The 22,484-nt window shown below is 70.7% G+C and carries 21 protein-coding genes and 1 pseudogene; 9 read left to right on the top strand and 13 right to left on the bottom strand.

The window, feature by feature from the left end; translation table 11 throughout:
* Nucleotides 1–555 (top strand): HNH endonuclease (locus tag HDC37_RS11445; RefSeq protein WP_179560501.1); only part of this gene is annotated, 555 nt, incomplete at its 5' end.
* 80 nt (nt 556–635) lie between these two features.
* On the opposite strand, the gene HDC37_RS11440 is transcribed toward HDC37_RS11445, so the two are convergent.
* Together HDC37_RS11440 and HDC37_RS11435 are read right to left on the bottom strand one after the other, a co-directional pair.
* Nucleotides 636–1,334 (bottom strand): GAP family protein, encoded by a 699-nt coding sequence (locus HDC37_RS11440; RefSeq protein WP_179560500.1) that lies wholly within the window; start codon nt 1,332–1,334, stop codon nt 636–638.
* Nucleotide 1,335: 1 nt separating this feature from the next.
* Nucleotides 1,336–2,442 carry a methyltransferase gene (locus HDC37_RS11435; protein ID WP_179560499.1) on the bottom strand — a complete coding sequence of 369 codons (1,107 nt, stop codon included), beginning with the start codon at nt 2,440–2,442 and terminating at the stop codon, nt 1,336–1,338.
* Nucleotides 2,443–2,550: 108 nt separating this feature from the next.
* Here HDC37_RS11435 and HDC37_RS11430 point away from each other — a divergent pair, with 108 nt between their 5' ends.
* Complete coding sequence (locus tag HDC37_RS11430) at nt 2,551–3,015, top strand: DUF3817 domain-containing protein (RefSeq protein ID WP_179560498.1); 465 nt, start codon at nt 2,551–2,553, stop codon at nt 3,013–3,015.
* Between the two features lie 24 nt (nt 3,016–3,039).
* Nucleotides 3,040–3,450: a hypothetical protein gene (locus HDC37_RS11425; protein WP_179560497.1), complete on the top strand. Its 411-nt coding sequence runs from the start codon at nt 3,040–3,042 to the stop codon at nt 3,448–3,450.
* Here the strand turns inward: HDC37_RS11425 and HDC37_RS11420 are convergent.
* Nucleotides 3,447–4,184, bottom strand: coding sequence for an EI24 domain-containing protein (locus HDC37_RS11420; protein ID WP_179560496.1), 738 nt, complete (start codon nt 4,182–4,184; stop codon nt 3,447–3,449). The genes HDC37_RS11425 and HDC37_RS11420 overlap by 4 nt on opposite strands.
* Before the next feature lie 56 nt (nt 4,185–4,240).
* Here HDC37_RS11420 and nagA point away from each other — a divergent pair, with 56 nt between their 5' ends.
* The 6 genes from nagA to HDC37_RS11390 all read left to right on the top strand — a co-directional run bounded on the left by nagA (nt 4,241) and on the right by HDC37_RS11390 (nt 11,882).
* Nucleotides 4,241–5,395, top strand: coding sequence for an N-acetylglucosamine-6-phosphate deacetylase (gene nagA / locus HDC37_RS11415; RefSeq protein ID WP_179560495.1), 1,155 nt, complete (start codon nt 4,241–4,243; stop codon nt 5,393–5,395).
* Entirely contained in the window at nt 5,392–6,180 is a 789-nt protein-coding gene (locus HDC37_RS11410) for a hypothetical protein (protein WP_179560494.1), read from the top strand. Before nagA ends, HDC37_RS11410 begins: the two co-directional genes overlap by 4 nt.
* A gap of 108 nt (nt 6,181–6,288) precedes the next feature.
* Nucleotides 6,289–8,832 (top strand): ATP-dependent Clp protease ATP-binding subunit, encoded by a 2,544-nt coding sequence (locus HDC37_RS11405; protein WP_179560493.1) that lies wholly within the window; start codon nt 6,289–6,291, stop codon nt 8,830–8,832.
* Nucleotides 8,833–8,861: 29 nt separating this feature from the next.
* Nucleotides 8,862–9,632 carry an LLM class flavin-dependent oxidoreductase gene (locus HDC37_RS11400; protein WP_179560492.1) on the top strand — a complete coding sequence of 257 codons (771 nt, stop codon included), beginning with the start codon at nt 8,862–8,864 and terminating at the stop codon, nt 9,630–9,632.
* A 34-nt stretch (nt 9,633–9,666) separates the two neighbouring features.
* Complete coding sequence (locus tag HDC37_RS11395; RefSeq protein WP_179560491.1) at nt 9,667–11,187, top strand: ATP-dependent DNA ligase; 1,521 nt, start codon at nt 9,667–9,669, stop codon at nt 11,185–11,187.
* A gap of 2 nt (nt 11,188–11,189) precedes the next feature.
* A complete protein-coding gene (locus tag HDC37_RS11390; protein ID WP_179560490.1) occupies nt 11,190–11,882 on the top strand; it encodes an NAD-dependent deacylase in 693 nt (230 codons plus the stop codon).
* 38 nt (nt 11,883–11,920) lie between these two features.
* On the opposite strand, the gene HDC37_RS11385 is transcribed toward HDC37_RS11390, so the two are convergent.
* The 10 genes and pseudogenes from HDC37_RS11385 to HDC37_RS17235 form a co-directional block, all read right to left on the bottom strand.
* On the bottom strand, nt 11,921–13,192 hold the full coding sequence (locus HDC37_RS11385; RefSeq protein ID WP_179560489.1) for a sugar ABC transporter permease: 1,272 nt from the start codon (nt 13,190–13,192) through the stop codon (nt 11,921–11,923).
* Nucleotides 13,189–14,001, bottom strand: coding sequence for an ATP-binding cassette domain-containing protein (locus HDC37_RS11380; RefSeq protein ID WP_179560488.1), 813 nt, complete (start codon nt 13,999–14,001; stop codon nt 13,189–13,191). Before HDC37_RS11380 ends, HDC37_RS11385 begins: the two co-directional genes overlap by 4 nt.
* 96 nt (nt 14,002–14,097) lie before the next feature.
* Nucleotides 14,098–15,159 (bottom strand): sugar ABC transporter substrate-binding protein, encoded by a 1,062-nt coding sequence (locus HDC37_RS11375; RefSeq protein ID WP_179560487.1) that lies wholly within the window; start codon nt 15,157–15,159, stop codon nt 14,098–14,100.
* Between the two features lie 146 nt (nt 15,160–15,305).
* Complete coding sequence (locus tag HDC37_RS11370) at nt 15,306–16,487, bottom strand: sugar ABC transporter permease (RefSeq protein WP_179560486.1); 1,182 nt, start codon at nt 16,485–16,487, stop codon at nt 15,306–15,308.
* Nucleotides 16,484–17,347, bottom strand: coding sequence for an ATP-binding cassette domain-containing protein (locus HDC37_RS11365; protein ID WP_179560547.1), 864 nt, complete (start codon nt 17,345–17,347; stop codon nt 16,484–16,486). The genes HDC37_RS11370 and HDC37_RS11365 overlap by 4 nt, the downstream gene beginning before the upstream one ends.
* A gap of 8 nt (nt 17,348–17,355) precedes the next feature.
* Nucleotides 17,356–18,429, bottom strand: coding sequence for a sugar ABC transporter substrate-binding protein (locus HDC37_RS11360; RefSeq protein ID WP_179560485.1), 1,074 nt, complete (start codon nt 18,427–18,429; stop codon nt 17,356–17,358).
* A 7-nt stretch (nt 18,430–18,436) separates the two neighbouring features.
* Nucleotides 18,437–19,639: an ROK family transcriptional regulator gene (locus HDC37_RS11355; protein WP_308472185.1), complete on the bottom strand. Its 1,203-nt coding sequence runs from the start codon at nt 19,637–19,639 to the stop codon at nt 18,437–18,439.
* Between the two features lie 17 nt (nt 19,640–19,656).
* Complete coding sequence (locus HDC37_RS11350) at nt 19,657–20,514, bottom strand: NYN domain-containing protein (RefSeq protein ID WP_179560483.1); 858 nt, start codon at nt 20,512–20,514, stop codon at nt 19,657–19,659.
* Nucleotides 20,514–21,497, bottom strand: a complete 984-nt coding sequence (locus tag HDC37_RS11345) for a Gfo/Idh/MocA family protein (protein WP_179560482.1) — start codon at nt 21,495–21,497, stop codon at nt 20,514–20,516. Before HDC37_RS11345 ends, HDC37_RS11350 begins: the two co-directional genes overlap by 1 nt.
* Before the next feature lie 285 nt (nt 21,498–21,782).
* Nucleotides 21,783–22,364, bottom strand: a pseudogene (locus tag HDC37_RS17235) (zinc-binding alcohol dehydrogenase family protein); the annotation flags it as partial.
* Nucleotides 22,365–22,484: the final 120 nt, after the last annotated feature.

Here is a 22,484-nt window from a genome sequence, read left to right as displayed (position 1 = left end):
GCCCTGATGGGGCAAAGCGATGTCCCCTGCGACCTCGCCGGGGTCGGACCCATCGATGCGAAGACGGCCCGGTTGCTGGCGGGGAACAGTGACGGGACGTGGGAACGGTTGCTGGTCCACCCGATCACCGGGTTGACGATGGCGGTGGACACCTACCAGCGCACCACAGCCATGGACCGGTTCCTGAAGGGCAGGGACAAGCACTGCCGGTGGCCGGGCTGCCGCATGCCCGCGAGGAAGTGCGAGGTCGACCACAACCACGACGCCGCACTGGGTGGGAAGACGGAGATCTGCAACCTCTGCTGCCTGTGCCAAAGACACCACAGCATGAAACAGTTCACCGCCTGGAAAATCCGACAACTCGACGGCGGGGTCATCGAGTGGACCTCCCCGACGGGACGGGTCTACATCGACAACCCACCAGGACACGGGGTCCACTTCACCCCGGAAGAAGACCTCCCCGACGACCTCTGGGCGAAATGGACCAACCCCGGCACCGAATTCCGCATCACCCGCGAACCCGCTCACGACCCCCGACAACCCCCACCGTTCTGACAGAACCCACCGCTCTGACGACGGTCGTCACGTCAGAGCGTGCACACGCCGTGACAGAGAAGCGACGGTGTGCGCTCCTGTCATTGCCCGGCAAGAAGCCCGAAGCCGAGGCACACGATGCCGGCGACGGCGAGGACCGCCGCGTACGTCCACCGGTAGTCGAGGTGGATGAGTCGGTCGTAGGTGCGCGAGACGAAGGCGGCAGTACCGGGCAGCCGCGACCACAGACCGGCGAGCATGACGAACGGGGCGATAAGGGCGAGAAGGAAGACGGCGTACGCCAGAATCCGAGGGACCACCTCGTCGCTGAGGCCCGCGGTCACACGGCCCGTGGTGTACATGATCGGCAGCGTCGTGAAGCCGACGATCGAGCAGCTGAGACCGAGCCAGAAGTAACTGCCCGGATGAGCGCGCGCCCGCGCGGGGCGGGCGGACGCTGCTCGTCGAGGGACCCGAAGTCGCCAGATGACGACAGCGATCGCCGCGGCCAGAAAGACCCCTGCGGCGATGAGGTCGATCGTCCGGCTGAGCGCCAGGGCGTCGGCCTCGCGTTCGGCCGCAGCGACGAGATTCGTCGGATTGAAGCTCTGCAGGGCCACGAGGAGGATCGTGGCTCCCGTTGCAAGGCCTCCGACCATCCACGCCATCCGCGCCGGCACCTGCGTGTTGCGCGCCAGCATGTCGGCCGTCGCGCCATACAACGCAGGGTTCAGCCCGAGCGCGAGACCCAGACCGATCAGCGTCGACAGGGCGACGGTCCACCGGCCGATGTCGTGCATGTCAGGCGCTCCTGGACACGGTGACGGTGAATTTGGCGTTCCGCGCGACCTGGCGAGTGGGACCGACGAGCCGTTCGAGTGCCGACCGGTAGCGAAGATGCGAGTTCCAGACGGTCCAGAGCTCCCCGCCCGGGGCGAGCACCCGTGCGGCGTCCGCGAACAGTCCGTGGGCGAGCCGCTCATGCACGGCTGCGCCGGTGTGGAACGGAGGATTCAGCGCGATGAGGTCGGCCACGCCGTCGGGAAGGCTCGACAGACCGACATCCTGGATCACCTCGACGCGATCCGCGACGCCGTTGGCGGCGACCGTGGCCCGCGCCGAGGCGACGGCGGCCGCCGAGACGTCGGAGGCGTGAACCCGCACGCGGGGATGACGCCGGGCGAGCGTCGCAGCGACGACGCCGTTCCCGCAGGCCAGGTCGACGACGAGTGCGCTGTCTCGAGTCGGCGTAGAGAGATTGTCCAGCAGAAACCGCGTGCCGATATCGAGGCCCGCGCCGGCGAAGACGCCGCCGAAGGCGCAGACCTCCAGATCGCCGACCTGCGCGCGCTTCGGCTCGGGATCGCGTCCGCCGTGAGGTTCTGCGGCGATGAGGACGCGCGACTTCTGCCGTGCTGCGCTGATGTCGAGGCGGCCGAAGTACCGCCGCAGGACGTCGTTCATGGCAAGGGTCATGTGTTTGATCCGTCCGCCGGCAAAGACGCGCACCTCCGGATGGGCGTACTGCGCGATGAGCCCGGCGACGTCGTCCAGCGCATCCAGGGAACGGGGGAGGCGGAGCAGGACGACCCTCGCGTCGCGGACGAGCTCCCCGCTGAGCGGCAGCGAGGCGATCCGACCGGGCGTACCGACTCTCTTGGCGTTCGCCGCGAGGGCGCGCTCACCGAGCAGGGAGTCCTGGTGCACCCGCACGGGCTGGCCCCCGGCGGCCGACGCGAGGGAGAGTGCCCCATAGGCATCGCCGATCACGACGACCTCGCCCGGCGCCGCGTCGCGGCGTGCGTCCTCGGACAGGTCCAGCAGCAGGCGGTCGGCGGCATCGACGGCCACGAGATCCGGTGCCTCGACGTCGGGCCACCGCCGCAGCGCGTCGAAGGGGAACTCCACCCCTCCACGCTAGGCGCCGACGCAATCTCTTGACACCGACACGACCGGGCGCGGGCGTTCTGTGCGCTTCTCTAGGCTGGAAACCCCGCCCCTCGCCGAGGAGAACCCGTGTTCCGCACGCCCCTGACCCTCTTTCGCACCCTCGCCATCGCCGAGGCGGTGTCGTGGACCCTGCTGATCACCGGACTGATCCTGCGAGCGACCGCCGGTCTCGACATCGCGGTGACGATCGGGGGCGGCATCCACGGCTTCGTGTTCCTCGCGTACGGGGCGACCGCTGTCCTCGTCGCCCTCAATCAGCGCTGGTCGCCGGGGCCCGCGATCGTGGCCGTCGGCAGCGCGGTGATCCCGTACGCCACCATCCCGACCGAGATCTGGCTGCAGCGCTCCGGCCGCCTGGGCGGCGCGTGGCGCACCGAGGAGTCGTCCGATCCCCGCGACCGCCGTCCCCTGGACCAGATGCTGCGCTTCTTCCTTCGGCGCCCGTGGGTGCTCGCGCTGCTCATCGCGGCCGCGGTGGTGCTGCTGTTCGTCGTGCTCCTCATCATCGGTCCGCCCGGCGGTCGGGACTGATCTCCCCGCCGATAGGCTGACGGGATGTCGGACAGCTCGAGCCCTCTGCGCACCTTCGCCCGCTGGTCGCTGGCGGGAGCCATGGTGTTCGCCGGCGTCACCCACCTGTTCTGGGGACGCAAGGAGTTCCAGGCGCAGGTACCCGACTGGACCACCCGCGGCACCGGATTCGACAAGGACGACGTCGTCATCGTCTCGGGAGTGCTCGAGGTCATGCTCGGCGCGTCGCTCGTGCTCCTTCCGGGTTCACGACGGACGCTCGGGAACTACCTGGCGGCGTTCTTCGTGGCGATCTTCCCCGGCAACATCGAGCAGTACCTGAAGAAGCGGGACGGCTTCGGCCTCGACACGGACCGCAAACGGTTCGTGCGGCTCTTCTTCCAGCCCGTCCTCGTCGCCGTGGCGCTGTGGTCGACACGGGACGGACGGCGCTAACCGCTCGCGTCCTCCCCGACGAGCGTCCGCGCGAGCATCGTCGCGCCTGCCGTCGCAGCCGGCATGACCGCCACCGCGCCCAGCGGCACGAGGAAGCACAGCTGAGTCGCGATACCGAAACCCCACACCCGAGGTCGGGCGCGGCGGAGCAGCGCGCGCCGCTCCTTCCGGGAGATCCCGCGCGCCGTCAGGGCGCGAGAGGTGAGTTCGTCGGCGAGGACCCACCCGGTGAGCGTCGTTCCGACGACCGCGCCGAGAACCGTGCCGACGACGGGGACGAAGCCCAGCAGAGCCGCGCAGATCGCGACGACGATACCGCGGCCCAGCAGCGAGAGCGCATCTCCGGCCGATCGCCAGAATCCGTAGTCCGCGCCGGGGACATCGCCGCCCGCGCTCTTCTCCACCGAGCGCCAGATGCGATCGTAGAACGGCTCGCCGGCGATGAGGGTGACGGCGGTGAACGAGACGATCGCGATGATGCCCGCGCCGCCGAGCAGCGCCGCACTCACCGCGATGCGCAGCACCCCTGTCCAGAACTCCGGCCATCCTGCGGCGAAGGGCGTCAGCCACTCGGCGACCCCGGGGACCCACGCGCCCAGGACGACCAGGGCCGTGAGGAAGACCACCGCGACGACGACGGCGGGAATGAGACCGAGCGCCATCGCCGCGGGACGACGAGCCCACCACCCGAACCCACGGAGGAGGAGTCCCACCCCGCGCCACAGTTCCGACATCCTGCTCCTTCCGGCCCTGTGAAGGATAGCGAGGCGCGGACGGATATCGTGGCGGAGTGAGCGCGACCGGCACGACAGTCCTGCATTCGGCCCGGCTGGTCTCGGGCGGTGAGATCCACGACGACGCCTGGCTGGTGCTCGACGGCGACACCGTCGGCGCCCGCGGCACCGGCGACGACTGGCGGCGTCACGCTGCCGGAGACGTCGTGGACGTCGCGGGGCGTGTCCTCACCCCCGGATTCATCGACCTGCACTGTCACGGGGGAGGCGGGGCCTCCGTCGACGACGGCATCGCCTCCATCGCGCGAGTCTTGGACACCCACACCGCCCACGGGACGACGCGCTCGGTGCTCTCCCTCGTCAGCGCACGCGTCGACGTGCTCGCCTCGCGCCTCGCAGCGATCGCGGAGGCGAAGGCCCGCGACACGCGCGTCCTGGGCGCGCACCTGGAGGGCCCCTTCCTCCACCCCGACTTCCGGGGCGCACACGATCCGCACGTCCTGTGCGACCCTGATCCCGAGACGGTGCGTCGCCTGCGGGATGCTGCGGGGGATGCGCTCGTCCAGATCACCCTCGCTCCCGACCGGCCTCACGCCCTGGAAGCGATCGAGACGTTCGTGGCCGCCGGCGTCGTCGTCGCGGTGGGACACACGGGTGCCGATCGCGCCCTCGCCGATGCGGCGTTCGAGCGCGGCGCGAGCCTTCTGACCCATGCCTTCAACGGGATGCGCGGCATCCATCACCGGGCCCCCGGGCCCGTCCTCGCCGCGGTGGGCGCGCCGGGAGTCGTCCTGGAGGCGATCCTCGACGGCAGCCATCTCGACCCTCGCGTGGCCCGGATGCTGTTCGAGCTCGCCCCGGGGCGGATCGCCCTCGTGACCGATGCGATGGCCGCCGCCGGGGCGGCGGACGGCGACTACGTCCTCGGCGACCTGGATGTCACCGTGTCGGACGGCGTCGCGCGACTGACGGGCACGGAGACGATCGCCGGATCCACCCTCACCCAGGATGCGGCGCTTCGCCGCGCCGTCGATCAGGTGGGGCTCGACCTGCCGACGGCGGTCGCCGCGCTGACGCAGACACCGGCGACCGTCCTCGGGCGACAGGATCGGCTCGGACGTCTCGACCCCGGATACGCCGCCGACGTCGTGCTGCTCAGCCCCGCCCTCGAGGTCGAGGCCGTGTGGGCGGCGGGACGGCGGGTGCGGTGACCCAGGTCGCGCCCGCGACATCCCTCGCCCGCACCTATCGCTATGTGCGGCTCGCGATCCTCGGGGCGGTGCTCGCCCTCCTCGTCTCCGTCACGGCTGCCGCGCTCACCGCCGGTACGGCACCGGAGTCGTTGAGCGCCGGCTTCTACACCCCAGCGCGCACCGTGTTCACCGGGTCGCTGTTCGCCGTGTCGCTCGCCCTCCTCGCCCTGTCGGGGCGAAGCGTGCCGCAGGCTCTGCTCGACATCGCCGCGGTCCTCGCCCCGCTCATCGCGATCATCCCGACGCCGGTCGGCGGCGTCGTTCCCGTCGCCGTGCACGCCGACGTCGTCAACGGTCTCCTCACGTTCGCGATCGTCGGGGTGGCCGGGGTCGTCGCAGCGCTCCTCGTCGCCCGTGCCCAACGGACCCTCACCCGCGGCGTGCTGATCACGGCCGGCGCCGCGGGCGCGCTCATCATCGGCTTCCCGCTGTGGGCGGCCGCGGATCAGGAGAGTCTCCTCCGCTTCGGCCATCTCGCGGCGACCCTGGCCTTCTTCGCGCTGATCGCCGCCGTCGCCGGGTGGACGGCGTGCGCGCCGTCGTCCTCGCGGCCCACCGCCCGCGGGATCTACGCGGTGATCGCCGTGGGGATCCTCGCTGCGGTCGGTTTCCTCTTCGTCGTCTTCCTCGCCGCCCTCCCCCTCGTCCTCATCGGTGAAGTCGTCCTCCTCCTGCTGTTCTCGGCGTTCTGGATCGTCGAAACGGTCCAGACCTGGAACGATCCGGATCCGAGGATCCGATGACGGACGCGGGAATAGTCACCGCCCCCTCGCGTTGAACTTGATACGTGTCTGCTCAACTTCGCTCCGCGGGGGCGAGCAGGCTTCGCATCACCATTCACGGAGAGTGACATGCCCGAAGACTTCCCCCCGACCGGTGACGGTCAGAGTGCGTTCGACGAGTTCCTCGCTCGCTACCTCGCGGGCGAGCGGGCACGGGCCGAGCGTTCCATCGACCTCAGCCGCTTCCTGAGCGCCCGCACCCAGGAGATGCTGCAGCGTTCGGGCCGCTACGCGCTCGAGCGCGGTCAGCGCGAGCTCGACGCCCTGCACGTGCTGCGCGTGCTGGTCCAGCACGCCCCGGCGAAGGACGCGGTCGCGCGGATCGGCGCCGACTCCGCGGCGATCGCCCGCGCCGCCGAGGAGCGGCTTCCCGCCGCATCGTCGGCCGCCGACGTCGACGGCGCCGTCGTCACCCCGTCGGTGCAGCGCGCCCTCTTCCACGCCTTCCAGGTCGCGCGCTCCTCCGGCTCGACCTACGTCGACCCCGAGCACCTCTTCTTCGCACTCGTCCTCGCTCAGGACACTCCGGCAGGGCAGATCCTCGCTCAGGCGGGCGTCACCGCCGAGGCTCTCACCCAGGGGGTGCGCGAGACGGTCACCCCCGGCGGGGCGAGCACGGACGAGAGCGCGGATGCCGCGGCATCCGATTCCCCTATGCTCGACCGTTTCGGCACCGACCTGACCGCCCGCGCCCGTGACGGACTGCTCGACCCGGTCATCGGGCGCGAGGACGAGATCGAGCAGACCATCGAGATCCTCAGCCGCCGCACGAAGAACAACCCCGTGCTCGTCGGCGAGGCCGGCGTCGGCAAGACCGCGATCGTCGAGGGCCTCGCCCAGGCGATCGTGTCGGGTGCTGTTCCCGAGCAGCTGCGCGACAAGCGCGTCATCGCCCTCGATCTGCCGGCGATGCTCGCCGGAACCCGCTACCGCGGTGACTTCGAGGAGCGCCTGACGAACACGATGGACGAGATCGCCGCGCGCTCGCGCGAGCTGATCGTCTTCATCGACGAGGTGCACACCGTCGTCGGCGCCGGCGGCGGAGGCGAAGGCGCGATGGACGCCGGCAACATCCTGAAGCCCCGGCTCGCGCGCGGTGAGCTGCACCTCGTCGGCGCGACGACGCTCAAGGAGTACCGCACGATCGAGAAGGACCCGGCTCTGGAGCGCCGGTTCCAGCCGGTGAGGGTGGGTGAGCCGTCGCTCATCGACACCGTCGAGATCCTCCGCGGCCTCCGCGGCGCCTACGAGGAGCACCACGGCGTGTCGTACACCGACGACGCGCTGCGCGCGGCCGTCGAGCTCAGCGACCGCTACCTCACCGACCGGGTGCTCCCCGACAAGGCGATCGACCTCATCGACCAGGCAGGTGCCCGCCTGCGGCTCCGCCTGGGAGCGAAGGTCGACACGCGCGAGCTGATGGAGCGGCTCGCCACGCTCGAGGCCGACAAGAACGCCGCGGTCACCGCCGAGCGTTACGAAGAGGCCTCGCAGATCCGCGACGAGATCACCACGGTCCAGGATCGCCTGCGTGAGGCGACCGGCGCCGCAGCGGGCGCGGCCGTGGTGGACGAGCCCGAGATCGCGGCGGTGATCAGCCGCGCGACCGGCATCCCCGTCCAGCGGCTCACCGAGACCGAGCGGGAGCGCCTCGCCGTGCTCGAGAGCGAGCTGCACGCGCGGGTGATCGGACAGGATGACGCGGTGACCGCCGTCGCCAAGGCCGTGCGCCGCAACCGTACCGGCATGGGCGACAGCCGTCGCCCGGTCGGTTCGTTCCTCTTCCTCGGCCCGACGGGGGTGGGAAAGACCGAGCTCGCGAAGGCCCTGGCGCACTCCCTCTTCGACGACGATGGGGCGGTCATCCGCTTCGACATGAGCGAGTTCGGCGAACGCCACACCGTGTCGCGCCTGGTCGGCGCCCCTCCCGGGTACGTCGGCTACGACGAGGCGGGGCAGCTCACCGAGCGTGTGCGTCGCAACCCCTACTCGATCGTGCTGTTCGACGAGATCGAGAAGGCCCACCCCGACGTGTTCAACCTGCTGCTGCAGGTGCTCGACGACGGCCGGCTGACCGACGGTCAGGGCCGCACGGTCGACTTCCGCAACACGGTGATCGTCATGACCTCCAACATCGGCAGCGAGTTCCTCGCGTCGCGATCGGGAGCGATCGGCTTCATCGCCGACGGCGGCGGGGCCACCGGTTTCGGTTCGGACAAGGATCTCCGCGACCGCGTCATGGGGCGCCTCCGCGACGCCATGCGGCCGGAGTTCCTCAACCGGATCGACGAGATCGTGCTGTTCCGCAAGCTGGAGAAGGAGCAGCTGGAGCAGATCGTCGGACTGCTGCTCGGCGCCACCCGCGCGCGGCTGGCCGCCCGCGAGGTGGCGCTCGAGATCGACGACTCGGCGATCGCCTGGCTCGCCGAGAACGGCTACGAGCCCGAGTACGGGGCGCGGCCGCTGCGCCGCCTCATCCAGCGAGAGGTCGACGACCGGATCGCCGACCTGTTCGTCTCCGGTGAGTTGAGCGACGGTGGCGCGGTGCGCCTCGATGCCCGTGACGGGATGCTGCGGGTCGCCGCCGGAACGACGGTCGCCGCCGCAGCGTGACGCGGGTTCCGATGGGGCATGCTGAGGTCATGGCATGCTCCATCGGAATCGCCGCCGCGGTCGGCCCTGCCTTCGCCCGCGAGATCGCCCCGGCCGTGGAACAGGCCGGGTTCACCGCGCTCTGGGTCAACGACATCCCGGGGCATGATGCGCTCGAGGTGCTCGCGGCCGTCGCCGAGGTCACCGAGACCCTGGGGCTCGCCACCGGCGTCCTCCCGGTGGATCGGCGTCCGGGGGAGCAGATCGTCGCGCGGGTGAGGGCGCTCGATCTGCCGGTGGACCGGCTCACGCTGGGCATCGGGTCCGGAGGCTTGCGGCGCGGGGGCCTCGACGCCGTCCGCACCGCGATCACACGCCTCAGGGAGGGAGCCGACGCGCGCATCGTCGTCGGCGCCCTGGGGCCCCGGATGCGACGTCTCGGCGCGACTGCGGGCGACGGGGTGCTGCTCAGCTGGCTCGATCCCGAGATCGCGGCGGCGCAGGCCATGGAGGCGCACCACGCCGACGAGGGGGCTCACGCAGCCCTTTACGTCCGCGCCGCGCTCGAGCTCGACGCCGTGCCACGGCTCGAGGCGGAGCGCGATGCGTACGCCGGCTATCCCGCGTACGCCGCGAACTTCGCCCGTCTCGGGCTCTCACCCGCCGACACGGTCATCACCCCCGAGACCGCTGCGGCACGGGTGCCGGCGTACCTCGACGCCGCCGACGAGGTGGTGCTGAGGATGATCATCGCCGATCCCGCCGACTCTGACGCGGCGGCGCGCTTCATCGATCGCGCGGCCGAACTCGCCCTGTCCTGACCGGGTGTCGCCGGGGCATGGCAGAATCGCGCTCATGCTCCTTCGCGAGGTCGTCGAGGCCGCCGACGCCCTCTCGCGCACGGCGTCGAGAAAGGCGAAGATCGGCGTCCTCGCCGAGGTGCTGAAGGGTCTTGACCCGGAGGAGGTGCCGAGCACGGTGGGGCTGCTCCTCGCCAAGCCGAGACAGGGACGGCTGGGCGTCGGGTGGCGCACCCTGGCCGCCGAGCGCTCGCACGCCCCGGTCGCCACGCTCGGGGTCCTCGACGTCGATTCCGCCTTCGCGCGCCTGGCGGTCGCCGGCGGAACCGGCTCCGCCGCCCGCCGCCAGACCGAGCTCGATGCCCTCGCCGGCGCCGCGACCGCGGCGGAGTGGGACTTCCTGTCGCGGGTGATCCTGGGCGAGCTGCGCACCGGCGCCCTGGAGGGGGTCCTCCTCGACGCCGTGGCGCTCGCGGCCGATCGCCCGGCGGCATCGGTGCGACGTGCGGCGATGCTCTCGGGAGATATCGGAGAGGCGGCGGCGGTGGCGCTGTTCGGCGGAGCCGATGCACTCGAGGACGTCGGTCTCGTCGTCGGCCGTGCCGTGCTGCCCATGCTCGCCGCGACGGCGTCATCGGCGGGTGAGGCGGTGGCGGCCACCGGTGAGTCGTCGGTGGAATACAAGCTGGACGGCGCGCGCATCCAGGTGCACCGCGACGGCGAGGAGGTGCGGGTCTTCACCCGCACCCTGGCCGATGTCACCCACCGGCTCCCCGAGATCGTCGAGACGGTGCGCGCCCTGCCGGTGGAGACCGCGATCTTCGACGGCGAGACGCTCGCACTCGACGAGGACGGCGCTCCCCGCGCCTTCCAGGAGACGATGTCGCGGTTCGGTTCCGAGGTGGCGACGGCGGTGGCGCTCCGCCCCTGGTTCTTCGACCTCCTGCACCTCGACGGCCGTGACCTCCTCGACGAGCCGCTTCACGTCCGGCAGGCCGAGCTCGATCGCGTGGCGGGGGAGTGGCGGGTGCCCGCGGTGCGCACCGCTGATCCGGATGTCGCGGAGCAGACCGCGCGCGCTGCCCTCGCCGCAGGCCACGAGGGCGTGATGGTCAAGGGTGTCGATGCGCCCTATCAGGCGGGGCGGCGCGGGAAGAGCTGGCTGAAGGTCAAGCCGGTGCTCACCTTCGACCTCGTGGTCCTCGCCGTGGAGGAGGGGTCGGGGCGCCGCAGCGGTCAGCTGTCCAACCTGCACCTCGGCGCCCGCGACCCCGTCGGCGCCTTCGGACCGCCCGGCGGGTTCGTGATGGTGGGCAAGACCTTCAAGGGGCTGACCGACCAGCTCCTCGCCTGGCAGACCGCCCACTTCCCGACGATCGCGACCGCGCACGCGGGGCATACCGTGCACGTGCGACCCGAGACCGTCGTCGAGATCGCCATCGACGGCGTGCAGCGCTCGACCCGATACCCCGGTGGCGTCGCGCTCCGCTTCGCGCGGGTGAAGGGGTATCGTCCCGACAAGACGGCCGCCGAGACCGACACCATCGACGCGCTGCGGGCGCTCCTGCGGGGCTGATCATGCGCGTGGTCGTCCTCACCGGCGCGGGGATCTCCGCCGAGAGCGGTGTGCCGACGTTCCGCGACGCCGATGGGCTGTGGGAGGGGCACCGGGTCGAGGATGTCGCGACGCCGGAGGCGTTCGAGCGAGACCCCGACACCGTGCTGCGCTTCTACGACGGGCGTCGGCGAGCCGTCGCATCCGCTCTGCCCAACCTCGCCCATCGCGCGCTGGCGCACCTGGAGGAGGCGATCGGGGATGATCTCCTCGTCGTCACCCAGAACGTCGACGACCTGCACGAGCGCGCCGGTACGACGCGCCTGGTGCACATGCACGGCACCCTCGCCCACGCGCTGTGCACGGCCTGCGGCGAGCTGTCGGTGATCACCGATGACCTGGCAGGCCGGCCGCCGTGTCCGGCGTGCGGAGCGCGAGAGCTCCGCCCCGACGTGGTGTGGTTCGGTGAGATGCCGTACGAACTCGACCGGATCGAGCGGGCGCTCGTCACCGCGGACGTGTTCGTGTCGATCGGCACGTCGGGGAGCGTCTACCCCGCCGCCGGCTACGTCGCGTTCGCCGCGGCGCTGGGCGCCCGCACCGTCGAGCTCAATCTCGTACCGAGCGATGCGGCCGTCCCGTTCGACGAGGTCCGGGCGGGCCCGGCCTCCCAGGTGGTTCCCGCCTGGGTGTCGGAGGTCCTCGCACACGGGTGAGGGCGCCGCGGGTCGTGCCGCAGCGCCCTCACCGGTGGTCAGATCCTTATGCCGCCCGACCTCAGTCGCGACAGCGCGTCGACGGTTGCGGCGAGGATCAGCACGCCGCCGGTGACGAGCAGGTTGACGCCCGCGGGCAGGTTCAGCAGCCCGAGGCCGTTGGTGATCACGGCGATGACGAGCGCACCGATGGCCGCGTGGACCAGGCGCCCGCGCCCGCCGAAGAGGCTGACGCCGCCGACGACGGCCGCGGCGACACCGCTCAGCACGATGTCCCGACCGACCGTGGCATCCACCGATCCGACACGCGTCACCGCGAGGAGGGCCGAGGCCACGGCGAGGCTCGAGCAGATGACGAACGCCCACCACTTCACCCACCGCACCTTGACGCCGGAGCGGCGTGCGGCCTCGGCGTTGCCGCCGATGGCGTAGATGTAGCGGCCGAACTTCGTGCGGTCGAGCACGAGCGTTCCGATCCACAGGATCGTCAGCACGACCGGGACGATGATCGGAACGCCCTCGACGGCGACGACCGACTGCCCGCGGTTCTGGTTCAGGACGTACACCACCGCTCCGCCGATGACCGCGATCGCCGCGAGCTTGATCCACACGAGCGAGAGAGCCCGGTTCGGCACTCCGGCACGTGTGCGGCGGTTGCGGTCCCAAAAGCTCGTCGCCGCCGAGATGAGCAGCATCACCACCAGCATCGCCCAGCCGCCCCACACGGGAAGGTTCCCGTTCTGCAGCGCCAGGAGCTCAGGCACCTCGACGCGGTAGAGGCCGCCGGGTCCGATGACGGTGAGAGCGAGCCCCTGGAAGCCGAGGAACAACCCCAGGGTCACCACGAAGGAGGGGATCCCCACCCTCGCCACGAAGAACCCGATGAAGGCGCCCGTGAGGAAACCAAATCCGAATCCGATGAGGAGCGCAAGCGGCCACGGCACGCCGAACTGCGCGGTGAGCACGACGAACAGTGCCATCCCGACACCGCCGGTGACGCCGGCGGACAGGTCGATCTCGCCGAGGAGCAGGACGAAGACGAGCGCCATGCCGAGCACGACGAGAGTCGCCGCCTGGTTCAGCAGGTTGGCGAAGTTGCGTTCGGTGAGGAAGAACGGACTGAGGGTGGAGAACAGGACGGCGAGGACCAGCAGTCCGCCGATCGCGGGGAGGGCTCCCATGTCGCCACCGCGCACGCGCTGGAGCCAGGCGCGGACCTGGTCCATCAGTCCGCCTTCGACGCCGCTGCCGATGAGGTCGCTGGTCACCGGGTCGGGTGCCGCCTCGGTTCGGGTCGCGTTGCTGCTCATTCGGCTCCTCCCGTGCTGAGGGTGGTGGTGTCGATGATCTCGACCCCGTTCGTCTTGGTACCGGTGATGTAGCCGACCACGTCGTCGCGGGTCGTCTCGCCGGTGGGGATCTGCGTCACCATCTGACCGAGGTAGAGCACGGCGATGTCGTCGGCCACGGCGAAGACATCCGCCAGGTTGTGGCTGATGAGGATGACGGCGACACCCTGCTGCGCAAGGCGCTGGACGAGGTTCAGCACCTGCTCGGTCTGGGCGACGCCGAGCGCGGCGGTCGGCTCGTCGAGGATGACCACACGGGCCTTCTTCAGCACCGCACGCGCGATGGCCACCGTCTGCCGCTGCCCGCCGGAGAGGGAGGAGACCTTCTGGCGCACCGACTTGACGGTGCGCACCGAGAGGGACCGCAGGGTGTCGGAGGCCTCCTTCTCCATGCGCCCCTCATCGAACATCCCGAAGGTGAGCTCCTCGCGACCGAGGAACATGTTCTGGACGATATCGAGGTTGTCGCAGAGCGCCAGGTCTTGATAGACGACCTCGATGCCGAGGCCCGAGGCGTCGCGCGGTGCGTGGAGGTCGCGGTGCTGGCCGTCGATGAGGACCTCGCCCTCATCGTAGGGCTGCACGCCGGCGAGGCCCTTGATCAGGGTGGACTTGCCCGCGCCGTTGTCGCCGACGAGGGCGGTCACCTTGCCGGGGTAGACCTTGAGGTTCACGCCCTTGAGGACGCTGACGGGACCGAAGGACTTCTTGACCCCGACGAGTTCGATGATGGGCTCCACGGCGGTGGAGGTGTGAATGGTGTCTGTCATGCTCGCTTCCTTGCGACCGGGTGGAGGGGCGCGGCGGGGGCGCCACGGCGCGGTGCCGTGGCGCCCCCGGTTCGGCGCGTTCTCACGCGCGGGGCATCACTCGGTGACGCCGAACTCCTCGCACGCGGCCATCACGTCGGGGGTGCAGACGTCGTCGTAGGAGGCGTCGCCGGCGGCGATGACGTCCTTGACTTCGTTCGGTCCGACGAGGACCGGCGTGACCTGGATGTACGGCGTGCCGTCCTCGAGCTCGGCCTCGGCGGTGACCTCTTCGCCGTTGAGCAGCGCCACGGCGAGCTCGACGGCCGCGTCGGCCTCATCCTTGACCGGCTTGTAGACCGTGGCGGTCTGCCAGCCGAGGAGGATGTTCTGCAGGCCGGCGACGTTGGCGTCCTGACCCGAGACGGCGACGCCTTGGAGGTTGTTGTCCTGCAGCACCTTGATGACGCCCGCAGCGTTGGTGTCGTTCGCCACCCACACGCCGTCGACCTGTCCGCCGAGCGAGGTCAGAGCCTGCTCGAAGTTGGTCTGCGACTCCGCCTGGTCCCAGACCCCCGGGGGCTCGGCGGCCGGGGTGATCCCCGCGCCCTCCATGACCTCCACGGCACCGGACTTGAACATCGCGGCGTTGCCGTCGGTGGGGTCACCGCCCATGTAGACCACCGTCGCGGTCGCAGGGTCCTTGCCCGCGGCCTCGAGGCCGTCGAGCACCGTCTGGCCCTGCAGGCGACCGACCTCCTCGTTGTCGAACGAGACGTAGTAGTCCGCGCCCTCGAACGGGCGGTCGTACGCGATCACCGGAATGCCCTCGGCGGTGGCGTCGGCGGCGACCGCTTCGGCGGCACCCTGGTAGTCCACCAGCAGCATCACGCCGCAGCCCTGGGTGAGCTGCTGGTCGGCGATCGTGGAGTAGGTGTTGGTGCTGCCCTGGGCGTTCTGGATGTCGACCTCGAAGCCGGCGGCTTCCAGGCCCTCCTGCAGGTACTTGCGGTCGAAGTTCTCCCAGCGAGGCGAGGACGCCGCGTCGGGGAGGATGACGCAGGCGCGGCCCGCAGCGTCGCCACCGCCGGTGTCGCCGCCGGTCGAGCTGGAACAGCCCGCCAGCAGCATCACGGCTGCGCCGGCGACCGCCGCGGCCGAGAGCAAGGATTTCTTCATTGTTCACCTTTCATCGTCGAACGGTGAGCGCGACGCCCCCATGGAGCCGCTCACGAAAGCGATCATCCCGACTGGCGGCCCTTGGCGTCAAGTAGTGAACGTAACGCTTTGGCAACGGCGCTCATGCGTTCGGTCCGTGAAGGCAGTTATCGGCCGGTGGCCTCCCGGGTCCGCCGGGACAGCGAATCGATGATGACGGCGATGACGAGGACGAGACCGGTGATCATGAAGCGCACCGACGAGTCCAGATTCAGCAGCGTCAGCCCCGACGAGATCGACTGGATGACGACGATGCCCAGCAGCGCAGAGTACGCCGTGCCGCGCCCGCCGAACAGGCTCGCCCCGCCGATCACCGCCGCAGCGATCGCGTTGAGGTTCGTGTCGCCGGCGCCCGAGCTCTGACTCACGGCCGCCAGTCGTGCGGCGGCGAGGATGCCGCCGACCGCGGCGAGGCTGGAGCAGAGGGCGAACACGGTGACGTAGATGCGTCCCACCCGGATCCCCGCGCGTCGTGCCGCCTCCTTCGACCCGCCGACGGCGTACACCGCCCGGCCCCATCGGGTCTGCTGGAGCACGATGTCGATGACGACGACCAGGGCGAGGAAGAACAGGAACATCACCCCGACCCCGCGCGAGAGGTTGAGGTACCACGTGGTCCCGGCGAGGAACACGCCGAGGATCACCGTGCGCACGGCGATCTCGCGATAGGTCTGGCTGTCGAGGTTCGCCTGCACGCGGCGCCGCGCGCGGCGCACGCGCGAGAGGGCGAAGCCGGCGACGGCGAGGGCGACGACCACGTAGGAGAGCCAGTCCGGGAGGAACAGCTGCTGGGCGAAGACGACCAGCCAGGAATCGAAGGGCAGGTTGATCGAGCCGGTCTCGCCGAGCACCCACAGCTGCAGGCCGAGGAATCCCAGCAGTCCCGCCAGGGTGATGACGAAGCTCGGCAGGGCGAACCGGGTCAGCAACACCCCGTACCCGGCGCCGATCGCCGCCCCCGTCGCGACCGCCGCGACGATCGCCAGCAGCAGGTCCCATTCGAGTTGGACGAACGTCACCGCGAGGATCGCCGCCGCGAGCCCCGAGACCGACCCCACCGACAGGTCGATCTCACCGACGAGGAGGACGAGCACGACACCCAGAGCGATGGTGCCGATCGCGGCGCACTGCATCGTCAGGTTGACGAGGTTCTGACTCGACAGGAACAGCGGATTCAGCGCCTGGAAGACCGACCAGATGACGACCACCCCGACGATGACGGGGAGCGCACCGAGGTCGCCCTCCCGCACGCGGGCGGCGACGCGCGAGAACGTGTCGGCGGCGGTCATCCGTTGATGTCCTGCGCGCGCGGACGTCGGCGGGGGCGGTCGGTGGGCAGGGGGATGATGCGACCGGGCGTCGCCTGCTCGGGTGCCGGCGCGGGGCGCGGCGGCGCATCGGCGGTGGCCCCGGTGATCGCGGCGATGAGGGTCTCGGTCGTGATGTCGGCGATGTCGTACTCGCCGTTGTTGCGCCCGAGCCGCAGCACCACGGCGCGGTCGGCGACGGCCATGACGTCGGCCATGTTGTGGCTGATCAGGATGACGCCGTGGCCGCGCTCGCGGAGCCGCTCGATGAGGTTCAGCACCTCGGCCGTCTGCGCCACGCCGAGGGCCGCCGTCGGCTCGTCGAGGATCACCACGCGCGGGTCGCCGATCAGCGATCGGGCGATCGCGACGGTCTGTCGCTGACCGCCGGAGAGCGAGGCCACCGGCACGCGCACCGAGGGGAGCTTGGCGGCGAGCTCGCGCAGCAGCGTCCAGGTGCGCTGCTCCATCTCGACTTCGTCGAGGCGGCGCCCCGCGACCAGCTCCCGGCCGAGCCACAGGTTCGCGACGACATCGAGGTTGTCGCACAGCGCGAGGTCTTGGAACACCGTCGCGATGCCCAGCTCCTGCGCGTCGGCGGGGCTGCCCAGCCGCACCGGTGCGCCGTCGAACTCGATCACGCCGGCATCGGCGGTGTAGACACCGGCGAGGATCTTCACCAGCGTCGATTTGCCGGCTCCGTTGTCGCCGACGAGGGCGACGACCTCGCCCTCGTCGACCCAGAAGTCCACATCGCTCAGGGCCCGGACGGCCCCGAACCGCTTGCCGATGCCGTGCATGGTGAGCACACGCTCCCGAGGGCGGGGCCCCAGGGCCGCCATCCCGCCGGTCATCGAAGCCCCGCCTGCTCGCAGGCCGCGGCGTACTCGGCGGTGCAGATGTCGTCTATCGTCCAGAACCCGTCGGCGATGACGGTGTCGGCGATGTTCTCGACGGTCACGGCGACCGGGTCGAGCAGTGTCGTGGGCGTTCCCTCGATCTCCAGCGGCGCGCTCACCTCCTCGCCGCGCAGCAGCGCCACCGCCACGTCGGCGGCGCGCTCGGCCTGGGGGCGGATCGCCTTGTAGACGGTCATGTACTGATCGCCGGTGAGGATGCGTTGGATGGCCGTCAGCTCGGCATCCTGGCCGGTCACGATCGGAAACGGCGTGACGTTGCCTGCCCGCAGCGCCGCCACCGCACCCCCTGCGGTGGCATCGTTGGCGGCGTAGACCGCGGCGATGCGATCGCCGAACTGGGCGACCTGACCGGCGACCCACTCCTGCGCGAGGTCGGGACTCCACTCGGGTGTGTCGAAGGAGGACAGCACGGTGAGTCCTGCCTCGTCGATGACCCGCTGGGCGCCGGATTTGAAGAGTGCGGCATTGCTGTCGGTCGGCGAGCCGTTCACCATCAGGATGCCTCTCTGCTGCGTCTCGGGTTCGATCGCGGCGTCGTCGGAGGCCAGGGCCTCGGTGAGCGCGGCCGCCTGCAGCTGACCCACCTTCTCGTTGTCGAACGAGACATAGTAAGCCAGATCGCCGCCGGCGACGAGACGGTCGTACGAGATCACCGGGACACCCTGCGCATTGGCCTCCCGGACGATCGTGACGGCGGCGTTGGCGTCGACCGGATCGAGCACCAGGACCCCGGCGCCCCCCGTGAGTGCGGCCTCCGCCTGCTGCTGCTGCTTGGCGGCGTCCTGATCGGCGTTGGAGTACAGCACGCGGAAGTCGCCGAGCTCTTCCACCCGCTCTTCGAAGTAGGGCCGGTCGAACGTCTCGTACCGGGCGGTCTTGGCGTCGGGGAGGAGAAGTGCGATGGTCCCCTCCTCGCCGCCGGTCGGCGCAGCACAGCCTGCCGCACCCAGCGCGATCACCGCCCCGAGGAGAGCCGCGGCGATGCGGCGGAGAGCGGAGGTCATGGGCCGCTCACGCGGTGGCGCGATCGACTCCGCTGTCGACCGCGACATGATCGAAGGCGACGGCGTCGAGCGCTGCCGCGATGGCTCCCCGGGTCTCGGTCCACTCCCCGAACGAGCTCGCGACGATCTCGGGCAGGCCGTTTCCACTCGCCAGCGCCGTGCGCTCCAGCGAGTGCCGCATCGGCGCCATCAGGATCTCGCCGGCCTCGGCCAACTCGCCGCCGACCACGATCAGCCCGGGATCGAGAAGGTTGCACAGGCTCGCCGCAGCGATGCCGATGTGCCGGCCGGCGTCGGCGATGACCCGCCGCGCGCTGCCGTCGCCGGACTCGGCGGCCTGGATGAGGTCGCTGAGACGTCGCATCCCCTCCCCGGGCGGAAAGAGGGAAAGAAGCGCCGGCCCGCCGGCGTACGTCTCGAGACAGCCGCGGTTGCTGCAGCGGCAGATGGGCCCGTTCTCGTCGATGGTGACGTGGCCGATCTGGCCGGCCTTGCCGTTGACACCGCGGAACAGCTCGCCGGTGACGACCATCCCCGCGCTGATCGTGTGTCCCACGCGGAGGTACACCGACGACGGAACGTCCCTCGACACGCCCTCGCGGGCCTCGGCCAGCGCTCCCAGATTGGCCTCGCTGTCGACGAGGACCGGGCGCTGGATGCGAGCGGCGAGCGATGTCGCGATGTCGACGTTCTCCCAGCCTCGGAGGAGTCCAGCGGCGCTCACCATCCCGGTCCGCGGATCGATCGGGGCGGGAAGGGCCAGACCGACGGCGAGGAGGTCGTCGGTCGCGCCGCCGAGGGAGTCCATCATGTCGCCGAGGAGCAGCGCGAGACGGTCGAGTTCGGCATCGTGCCGGTGGTCGAGGGGAAGGGGGAGTGAGCTCTGGCTCACCACGGTGCGGGTGACGTCCGAGATGGCGATGTGCAGCTGTCGCGAACTGAAGTGCGCCCCGGCGACGAGGCCCAGTTGCCGGGCGAGCGAGACCAGAGTGGCCCGGCGACCGCTGCGCGAGGTGATCGAGGTATGCAGCACCCCCGAGGCGACGAGCTCCTTGACGATATTCGACACCGTCGCCGGGGAGAGGCCGGTGATGCCGGCGAGCTCCACCTGTGTCATCCGCCCGTGACGCTTCAGCGTCTCGAGCAGGCGCGCGCGGTTGGCTTCACGCAGTGACGACTGCGAGCCGGGCGGCGTCTCTCGGCGGATCACATGCACACTGTAGCGCGTCAGGTCTTCTCGCCAGCGAGGCGGATGAGCACGATATGACCCGACTCGTCGACCTCGGCGACGTCGGCATGGGCCTTGACGAACTCCGAGAAGCTGCGGAAGCCGTACGCCTTCTCGCTGAAGGACGGATCCAGACGCTTGATGAGGCTCTTCACCGCCGAGGCGTGCTGCCAGTCCTCGCCCTCGCGGTCGCTCTCCAGGCGCAGTGCGCGCTGGAGGAGTTCGGCGCCCGGGTCGACGGTCTTCTTCCGCGACCGGCTGCGTGCGGTTTCGGGCTTCTCGGCGACCGCCGGGGCGGGGATGCCGGGGAGGGCGTCGTACGCGTGGAACTGGTCGCACGCCGCGGCGAGGGACTTGGCGGTGGAACCCGCCACCCCGATGCCGACGACGAAGCGTCCGAGTCGCTTGCAGCGCTGAGCCAGCGGGACGTAGTCGGAGTCGCCCGCCACGATGACGACGTGGGTGAGGTCGTCCAGGCGGAACATGTCCTCGACCGCGTCGACGGCCAGCCGGATGTCGGCGCCGTTCTTGGCATACGCCGCGGCCGGAAAGAGCTGGACGAGGTCGACCGCCCGGGCCACCAGCTGCGACCGGTACACCGCGTTGACCGGCGACGACCAGTCGGCGTACGCGCGGGTCAGGACGAGCGTGCCGAAGGTGGCGGCGTAGTCGATGATCGCGCCGACGTCGATCATGGCAGCGGCCAGCCGCTCCGTGATCTCGGCGTCGCCGTCGCCGGCGACGATGCGCTGACGGTCACGGGCGTAGGAGTTGCGCCCGTGCACCCGGTCGTACCAGGACATGACGATGTTGTCGAAGTCGAGGTAGACCGCCACGCGGCCGTGCGGATCGGCCATCACCTCTCCCCGGGGTAGCGGACGCCGATCTGCGAGCGGATCTCGTCGAGGGTCGCCATGATCGCGACCGTCTCATCGATCCCGAGCAGCGGGCTGTCGATCTCACCACGAGCGATGATCTCCTCGGCCGCCAGTGCCTGGAACTGCATCCCCCGCCCGGAGATGTCGCTGACGTAATCCTCGATCACGCTGCCGTCCGGCCCGATGACGCGGAAACTGGTGGGGGTGTACCAGGTGCGATCGATGTCGATGCGAGCCTCGGTCCCGACGATGTGGGCGGTGTTCGGGCCGGCCGAACGCGACGAGGTGACCGAGGAGGAGATGGCGCCCGAGGCGTGGGTGAAGATCGTCGCGACGTCGGCGTCGGCGCCGGTGTCGGCGAGTCGCGCGCGCGCGGTGACCGACGTCGGCTCGCCGAGGATGTCCCAGAAGAACGAGATCGGGTAGATCCCGAGGTCCAGGAGCGCCCCGCCGCCCAGCTCGAGCGCGTTCAGCCGGTGCGAGGGATCGGCGGTGATCTTCTGGGTGTGGTCGGCGAAGACGGCGCGGATCTCGCCCAGGGTGCCGGCGGCGATGATCTCGCGGATCCGGATCATGTGGGGGAGGTACCGCGTCCACATCGCCTCCATCGCCAGGAGGCCGTTCGCGCGGGCCGCGTCGCGGATCGAGGCGGCCTCGGCGGCGGTGAGAGCGAAGGGCTTCTCGACCAGGACGTGCTTGCCGTGCTCGAGCGCGAGGATCGCGTTCTCGGCGTGGAAGGGGTGGGGAGTGGCGATGTAGAGGATGTCGACGTCGGGGTCGGCCACGAGCGCTTCGTAGGAGGAGTGCGCGTGAGGGATGCCGAACTCGGCGGCGAACTCCCGCGACGCCTCCTCACGCCGCGAGCCGACGGCGACCATGTCGCGCTCGGCGGTGCGCAGATCGGTGGCGAAGGAGTGCGCGATGCCTCCGGTGGCGAGGATGCCCCAGCGAAGTCCAGTCATGGGTTCGAGCGTAGCGGGGTGGGAGGTGGCATCAGGGAAGCAGGATGACCTTGCCCGCGGCGCCCTGCTCGACGGCGCGGTGTGCGGCGGCGGCGTCCTCGAGCGCGAAGGAGGGTCCGAGTTCGACGGTGAAGGCCCCCGCGGCGAGAAGCGAGAGCGCCACGGGGATCGCCTCGGCGCGCCATCCGAGCTGCTGCGGCGTGAGCGGGTCGGGCGCACCGCCGCCGAAGGCTCGAATGCCGAACCCTGCTGCATCGCGCCCCCGGACGAGGTCGCGATGCGTGCCGCGGGCGCGAGGGCGAGCGAGGTCTGGATGGCCTCGTCGGTGCCCGCCGCATCGAGGGCGACGGAGATGCCCTCGGGCGCGGCCGCGCGAACCCGGTCGGCGAGGCCCTGGCCGTACGCGATCGGCTCGGCTCCGAGATCGCGGACGCGATCGAAGCGCTCCGGCGAGGAGGTGGCGATGACCCGCGCGCCCCAGAGTGTCGCCAGCTGGACGGCTGCCTGGCCGACGGCGCCGGACCCGGCGTGGAGGAGGAGGGTGTCGCCTTCGCGGACGCCGAGAGAGCGCAGCGCCTGATACGCCGTTGCCACGGGGATGCCGAGGGCCGCGCCCTCGGCTGCCGTCACGGATGCCGGCCGGGGCTGCACCGACCGGACGGGGACGGCGATGTCGGCGGCGTAGGCACCGGTCGCGCCGAACACGACGACGGGGTCGCCTTCGCGGAAGCCGTCGACGTCGGGGCCTACGGCCGTGATCACTCCGGCGCCGTCGGCCCCGATGCGCCGGGGTGCGTCGATGGGCGCGGAGGGACGCAGACCCGAGCGCAGCTTGTGGTCGATCGGATTGACTCCCGCCGCCTCCATGCGCACGGAGACCTCGCCCGCGCCGGGGGCGGGATGGGGGATGTCGACGACGGTCAGGACTTCGGGACCGCCGAACGAGGAGTACACGATCGCCTGCGCCATACCCGGGGGAACGTGGGG

Source organism: Microbacterium sp. AK009, assembly GCF_013410955.1.
Classification (GTDB): Bacteria; Actinomycetota; Actinomycetes; order Actinomycetales; family Microbacteriaceae; genus Microbacterium.
Note: the sequence above shows the minus strand (reverse complement) of the source record. Positions and strands in the feature narration are given on the sequence as shown.